The organism is Nocardia sp. NPDC058633 (assembly GCF_042717045.1).
Classification (GTDB): domain Bacteria; phylum Actinomycetota; class Actinomycetes; order Mycobacteriales; family Mycobacteriaceae; genus Nocardia.
The window spans coordinates 155,205-161,238 of record NZ_JBHXRA010000018.1; the positions used below are offsets into that span (position 1 = coordinate 155,205).

Consider the following 6,034-nt stretch of genomic DNA (forward strand, 5'->3'; position numbering starts at 1 on the left):
CGCTCGGCGGCCCGGTCTTTGCGTGCACGACGCCACCGGTGTGCCGCTGTTCGACCTCGGGGCGGGTCGTCTGCGCGGTAGGTTCGCAACGGAGAGCGAAACGTGCTGCGGCACCGCTGATTACGGCGCCGCACGTCCGGTAGAAGGAGAATGTCATGGAACCGATCGTGCTGGATTCGACCGGTGCCGACATCCAAGGTGAGTCGGCACGCATTCAGCAGCGCGGGTCGGTGACCCTGGTCGAATTGCCCGGTGGCGTGCCCGCCTGGTCGGTGACCGATCAGGCGGTGCTCCGGAGCCTGCTCGCCGACCCTCGGGTGTCGAAGGACCCTCGCCGGCACTGGGCGGCGTTCGTCAACGGCGAGATCACCGAGGCGTGGCCGCTGCTGCCCTGGGTGGCTGTGGACAGTATGTTCACCGCCTACGGTCCCGATCACCGTCGGCTGCGCAGGCTGGTGTCGCCGGCCTTCACGCATCGTCGCACCACCGCGATGCGGTCACGGATCGTCGAGATCACCGAGGGCCTGCTCGACGAGTTGGCCGCCGCACCGGCCGGCGAGTCGGTGGATCTGCGCGCCGGATTCGCCTACCCGGTACCGATCCGGGTCATCACCGAACTGTTGGGTGTGCCCGATGGATTGGGTCCGGCCATGCACAAGTGCGTCGACGGATTCTTCGACGGCTCGTTCACCGCCGAGCAGGCACAGGCCAACTACCTCGAAATGTACGGATTGGTCAGCGAACTCGTCGCTTACCGTCGTCGGCATCCCGGTGACGACGTCACCAGCGTCCTGATCGCCACGCGGGACGAGAACGACGACTCCCGGATGACCGAGAAGGAGCTCGTCGACACGTTGATGCTGGTCATCAATGCCGGTCACGAGACGACGGTCAATCTGCTCGACCAGGCGATCGTCGCTGTGCTCACCCGTCCCGAACAGCGTGATGCGGTGGCCGAGGGCCGGGTGTCGTGGGCGGACGTGGTGGAGGAGACCCTTCGCTTCCAAGCTCCGGTAGCGCACCTACCCCTGCGGTACGCCGTCGAGGACATCGACATCGAGGGCGGGTTCCGGATCGGCAAGGGTGAGGCGATCTTGGCCTCGTACGCGGGTGCCAGTCGTGACCCGAAGGTGCACGGCGCCGACGCCGCCGAGTTCGACCCCGCCCGTGCCACCCGCGAGCAACACCTGGCCTTCGGCTACGGGGCGCACCACTGTCTCGGCGCACCGTTGGCCCGCCTGGAGGCCGCCGTCGCACTGCCCGCGCTGTTCCGCCGATTTCCGCAGCTGCGCTTGGCCGCGAGTCCGGCCGAGCTGGCGCCGGTTCCCAGTTTCATCTCCAACGGCCACCTCGCCGTTCCGGTGTTCCTACACGGGCAGTAGTGCCGCGGTCGGGCGGTCAGGCGGATCGATTGACCACAGCGAGGGCGAGCTCGGTGCAGAGTTTCGCCACGTCGGCAGTCGGCCGGCGGGGGTCGCGAAGCCAGGTCGCCACCAGTTGATTGATCCCGCCGACGACGAACAGTGCTTCCTGGCGCCGGATTTCCGGGTCTGCGGGGGCGTCGAGGAACTCCGCGCTGTACTGCACCACGAGATCGGTGACGATGCCGACGGCCCGGGTGCGTAGTTCCTCGAGCCCGGCGACGCTGTGCGCGTCGCTGGTCAGGATGCGGTGGACGCTCGGGTCGTTGGCGATGGCGTCGAGATAGGTCGTCAACGCTTGGCGCAGTTTGGGTTGCAGGCCGCCCGATTCGGCCTGGCTGGCCTCGATCAGGGTCGTGAAAAGCTCCTCGTTCACCTGTTCGGCGACGGCGAGGACCAGCGCGTCCCTGGTGGTGAAGTGCTCGTAGAAGTAGCGCGGCGTCAACCCCGACGCGGTGCACACGCGGCGCACCGTGACTTCGGTGAGGCCGGCTTCGCCCCAGATCCGACGGGCCGCGGCGAGGATCTTGTCGCGGCGTTCGTCTCGACGGTTCGCCGCGCTGATCCCCCGGTAGGACCGGACCACCTCCGCGCGCGCCATTGACAGCACTTTAGCAGGCGATCTAATTTGGATATCAGACGTTATCCAATTTGCGTCGCTCAACGAGGAGTGCCGATGACCACCGTTCCCACCCGTCACCCCGATCGCCCCCACGGCGTCCCGGCGATCGTCGGCGGTTTCGCGACGATGCTGGGTGTGCGTGGCCCCGACCCGGACCAGTGGCGACGCCTCGGCGAGGGGCTGCTCGTCGGCGACGAGCCGATGGACCAGCTGCTCGACTGGATGGTCGGCGCCGGCATGAAGCAGATGCGTCCGCTGTTCGATCGGGCGCTCACCCACGGCATCGCCGCGGTGCCGCAGGCGCCGGAACCGTTGCGCGCGTTCTTCACCGCGATCGAGACCACGCCGGCGTGGGTCGACCACGACAAGCTGGTGCGGGGGGCCAAGGTATTGGTCAGCAGCGGATCCGACGGCATGTACATCGCGCGTGACGTCTCCATGATCGGCGGCTACCAGTTCTCCAGCTTCAACAAGACGCTGCTGCGGACGGGCGCGCTGGAGAAGGGCTCCAATCAGCGGTGGGCCGAGACGATGCAATGGGCGATGGATGTGCTGTCCGAGGACGGGCTGGCCCCGCTCGGCCTCGGCTACCGGTCCACCATCCGGGTGCGGCTGGTCCACTCGTTCGTCCGTCGCCATGTGGCCGCCATGCCGGACTGGCAGGCCGACGACTGGGGACTGCCCATCAACCAGACCGATATGGCCGCGACGCTGGTGGGTTCGTTCATCGCCCCGGCGATCGGGGGAATGGGGTTGGGTGTGCTGCTCACCCCCTCGCAGGCCGACGCCGTCGCGCACGTGGTCCGCTACGTCGGCTGGCTGCTCGGGGTCGAGGAGCAGTGGATTCCGCACACCTTCCGCGACGGTGTGCGTCTCATGGTGCACACGCTGTCCGCCCTGTCCGATCCGGACGAGTCGTCGCCCCAGCTCGCGATCCCGATGTCACGTGATCCGCTGTCGTGGAACTACGACCGTCTGCCCGGTGTCCGCCGCCGGCTCGCCTATGCCCAGCACATGTCGGTGGCAGGGACCTTCCTCGGCCGCCGTGCGATGCGCGCGCTCGGTCTGCCGACGGTGATCGTGCCGTGGTATCCGGCGGTGCGCATTCCCGTCAATCTCGTGCGCTCGGCCACCCGGCTGTCGCCCGGTGGACTCGACCGTGCCGCGATTCGTGGTGCGCGGGAACAGGATCGGTTCATGCGCACGCTGGTCAGCGCCGGTCCGACCGTCGGCGCGGCCGCCGCGAAGCTCACCCACGCGGCTTAGGGATCACACCCGCCCGCCGGGGGTTGCTACGGCGGTCATCGGCGGGTCTGGTGGTGATGGTTCGTGGGCGGGCTGAGATCGTCGACCACCACCAGGTTCCCGCCGGACTGTTTGGCCCGGTACATCGCCGCGTCGGCGGATTGCAGCAATCGGTCCGGGGTCGGGCGCGGACACTGCGGACAGGTCGTCGCGTCGAAGAGGGCCACGCCGACGCTCGCGGTGACCACCACCGTGGTCTCCGACGGTTCGGCGACCACCTGACACAAGCGTTCGGCTTCCGCGCGCGCGGAAGCCGCCGCGATCGGGGCGGCCACCACGAACTCCTCCCCGCCCGTGCGCGCCACCACCGCCGACGTCCCGGCGGCATCGTGCAGCCGCCGGGCGGTGCGCACCAGAACGAGGTCGCCGATGCGGTGGCCCCAGGTGTCGTTGACGATCTTGAACCGGTCGAGATCGAAGCAGATGACACAGATCGCGGGCGTGCGGTCCATCAGCTGCGGCAGCTGGTTCTCGAGGCCCCGGCGGTTGAGCAGTTCGGTGAGCGGGTCCGACAGGGATTCGGTACGCAGGATCCAATAGAGCAGCTGGAACGCGGGCACCGCACCGACCACCGACACGAGCAGGAGCGCGACCGCCAGGGCCAGGTGCACATCGCCGCCGCCGGTGGCGATCCGCACCGACAACACCACCACCGACAGCAGCGACCACGCCGAATGCACTGCCAGGGCTCGCGCGCAGTGGAAAAAGCTCAGGTAGCTGCCGGTGATCACGAGCAGGACCGTGCCCATCGCCCCGAAGAGCCGGTCCGGCAGCTGGAGGAATTCGATCGTGAACAGCACATCGGCGCAGGCGATCAGCACCAGCGACTCGGTCTTGTTCGGCCAGGGCAGTAGCCACCAGCGTGCCGCCCACAGCGTTCCGGCCACTACGCCGATCGTCGACGCGATGCCGGGATCGCCGGGCGGCCCCACCGGGGTTCCCGCGATCACCGCGCCCATCACCGCGATCGCCGCTCCCGCGACGCCGATCAGTACCTTCAGCGGTGCCAGCGCCGATCGAGCCGCCAGGGTGCGTACCAGCCAGCGGTAGTCGACCGGGTCACTCCACCAGGCGCGCAGCGTCTTGCTGTCATTCATCGACTCACCCTTGGTCCTGACCGCATCTGCCCACTTCACGTGAGGATTCACCGCAATCCCACCAGCTGATCGGCAGTAGTCTAGGTCGAAGCTGTTCGCATTCGGGGCGTTCGTCGGTCTCGCAGCCCACCGGCGGACGTGTCGAACCGATCGCTTCGCCGGTGTCGACCCGGTCGCGGGTCGATCGGGCCGTGCGACACGCGCGGTCGGGTCAACCGTGCCTGCGCCGGTAGGCCTGCACCGCGCCCGGATGCAGCGGGACTGTTCCGGTGCCGATCAGGAACCGGCTGTCGAGGAACTGGGTGCCCGCCGCTTCGGCGGGCACGAGGGCGTCCGCGTGCCGAACCAGCAGGTCGACGACGGTGGCCGCGGTCTCGTCCGGCAGGGTCGCGGCCGCGAGTAGCAGGTTGGCGACGCCGATCGTGTGGATCGCGGGCCCGGCTGGATAGGCATCGGCGGGGACGGCGACTCGGTCGTAGACGGGGCCGTACCGCTCGCGCATCGGCGCGGCGAAGGCGCCGAGGTCGATCAGTCGCATCGGGTCGGGCACGGTGAGCGCGGCGGTCGGCACCCCACCGGCCCAGAGCAACGCGTCGATGGTGCCGTCGGTCAGCGACCGCGCGGCATCGCGCAGGCGACGATGCTCGACCACCACATCGACGGCGGGATCGAGACCGGCCGTCGCCAGCAGCCGCCGACCGGTGACCGCGGCTCCCGAGCCCGCGGCGCCGAGATTTACCCGGCGTCCGCGCAGGTCGGCGACCTCGCCGATCGGGCCGTCGGTCCGCACCGCCAGCTGCAGGTAGTTCTCGTACACGCGGCCCAGCGCCACCACGCGCCCCCCGAAGTCGCTCGCCGAATCCGCCAGCGCCAGTGCCATGTCGACCTCGCCGTCGGCGACCATCCGCAGATTCTGTTGCGAGCCCGCGGTTTCCACCGGTTCGATGCGTAGGGACTCGTTCGCGGCCGCGGCGGCGAGGAGGCCGGCGAAGGCGTAGTAGAAGCCACCGTCCTCGCCCGAGGCCAGCCGCACCGTCACCGGATCGCTCGTGCCACAGCTGACCATGCCCGCCGACGCGAGGGCGGCCAAGGCCAGCATCCGGCGACGCGACATCGGTGAGCCGCCGCTCATCGCGTCACCGCGGGCACACGCACCGCCACGGCGAGGCCGTGCGGCCGCGTCGCCTCCACGGTCAGGGCCCCGCCCCGCGCCTTGGCCAACGCCTGCGCGATCGACAGTCCCAATCCCGTTCCGCCGGACACCGCGGTCGTACCGCGGAAGAACCGGGCGGTGAGCTTGTCGAGTTCGTCCGGCGGCACGCCTGTCCCGTCGTCGGCGACCCGGATAGTCACCCCGTCCGGCTCGGCCGTCACACTCACGACCGTGTGCGCGCCGGAGCCCGCGTAGCGACACGAATTGCTCAGTGCCACATCGAGAATCTGGGCGAGAGCCGCCGAGCTGATCGCGGCGAACGGGCGGCTGCCGGAGATCGCGCCGTCACCGGGCGGTGGCGTGTGAACCGGTGTCGCCAGGTCGTTCGCACCGAGTTTCGGCACGTGGTCGGTGGTCGCCGCGCTCAGCTGTACCC

The 6,034-nt window shown here is 69.4% G+C and carries 6 protein-coding genes; 2 read left to right on the top strand and 4 right to left on the bottom strand.

Annotation, left to right across the window (positions count from 1 at the left end; genetic code table 11):
• The first annotated feature begins 155 nt into the window (after positions 1-155).
• Positions 156-1,382 carry a cytochrome P450 gene (locus ACFWUR_RS23670; protein WP_378909636.1) on the top strand — a complete coding sequence of 409 codons (1,227 nt, stop codon included), beginning with the start codon at positions 156-158 and terminating at the stop codon, positions 1,380-1,382.
• Positions 1,383-1,398: 16 nt separating this feature from the next.
• Here the strand turns inward: ACFWUR_RS23670 and ACFWUR_RS23675 are convergent, their stop codons facing one another.
• Entirely contained in the window at positions 1,399-2,022 is a 624-nt protein-coding gene (locus ACFWUR_RS23675) for a TetR/AcrR family transcriptional regulator (RefSeq protein WP_378909638.1), read from the bottom strand.
• A 75-nt stretch (positions 2,023-2,097) separates the two neighbouring features.
• On the opposite strand from ACFWUR_RS23675, the gene ACFWUR_RS23680 reads away from it, so the two are divergent.
• A complete protein-coding gene (locus ACFWUR_RS23680; protein WP_378909639.1) occupies positions 2,098-3,309 on the top strand; it encodes an oxygenase MpaB family protein in 1,212 nt (403 codons plus the stop codon).
• Positions 3,310-3,344: 35 nt separating this feature from the next.
• On the opposite strand, the gene ACFWUR_RS23685 is transcribed toward ACFWUR_RS23680, so the two are convergent.
• The 3 genes from ACFWUR_RS23685 to ACFWUR_RS23695 all read right to left on the bottom strand — a co-directional run.
• Positions 3,345-4,445: a GGDEF domain-containing protein gene (locus ACFWUR_RS23685; protein ID WP_378909641.1), complete on the bottom strand. Its 1,101-nt coding sequence runs from the start codon at positions 4,443-4,445 to the stop codon at positions 3,345-3,347.
• A gap of 211 nt (positions 4,446-4,656) precedes the next feature.
• Positions 4,657-5,577 (bottom strand): TAXI family TRAP transporter solute-binding subunit, encoded by a 921-nt coding sequence (locus ACFWUR_RS23690; protein ID WP_378909643.1) that lies wholly within the window; start codon positions 5,575-5,577, stop codon positions 4,657-4,659.
• The coding region (locus tag ACFWUR_RS23695) for a sensor histidine kinase (RefSeq protein ID WP_378909644.1) at positions 5,574-6,034 on the bottom strand (461 nt) is incomplete at its 5' end. The genes ACFWUR_RS23695 and ACFWUR_RS23690, both read right to left, overlap by 4 nt.

What these genes read in the sequence shown, in the direction of transcription:
- ACFWUR_RS23675 (WP_378909638.1), bottom strand. Translation starts at nt 2,022, where the DNA reads ATGGCGCGCGCGGAGGTGGTCCGGTCCTACCGGGGGATCAGCGCGGCG.
- ACFWUR_RS23690 (WP_378909643.1), bottom strand. Translation starts at nt 5,577, where the DNA reads ATGAGCGGCGGCTCACCGATGTCGCGTCGCCGGATGCTGGCCTTGGCC.
- ACFWUR_RS23680 (WP_378909639.1), top strand. Translation starts at nt 2,098, where the DNA reads ATGACCACCGTTCCCACCCGTCACCCCGATCGCCCCCACGGCGTCCCG.
- ACFWUR_RS23670 (WP_378909636.1), top strand. Translation starts at nt 156, where the DNA reads ATGGAACCGATCGTGCTGGATTCGACCGGTGCCGACATCCAAGGTGAG.
- ACFWUR_RS23685 (WP_378909641.1), bottom strand. Translation starts at nt 4,445, where the DNA reads ATGAATGACAGCAAGACGCTGCGCGCCTGGTGGAGTGACCCGGTCGAC.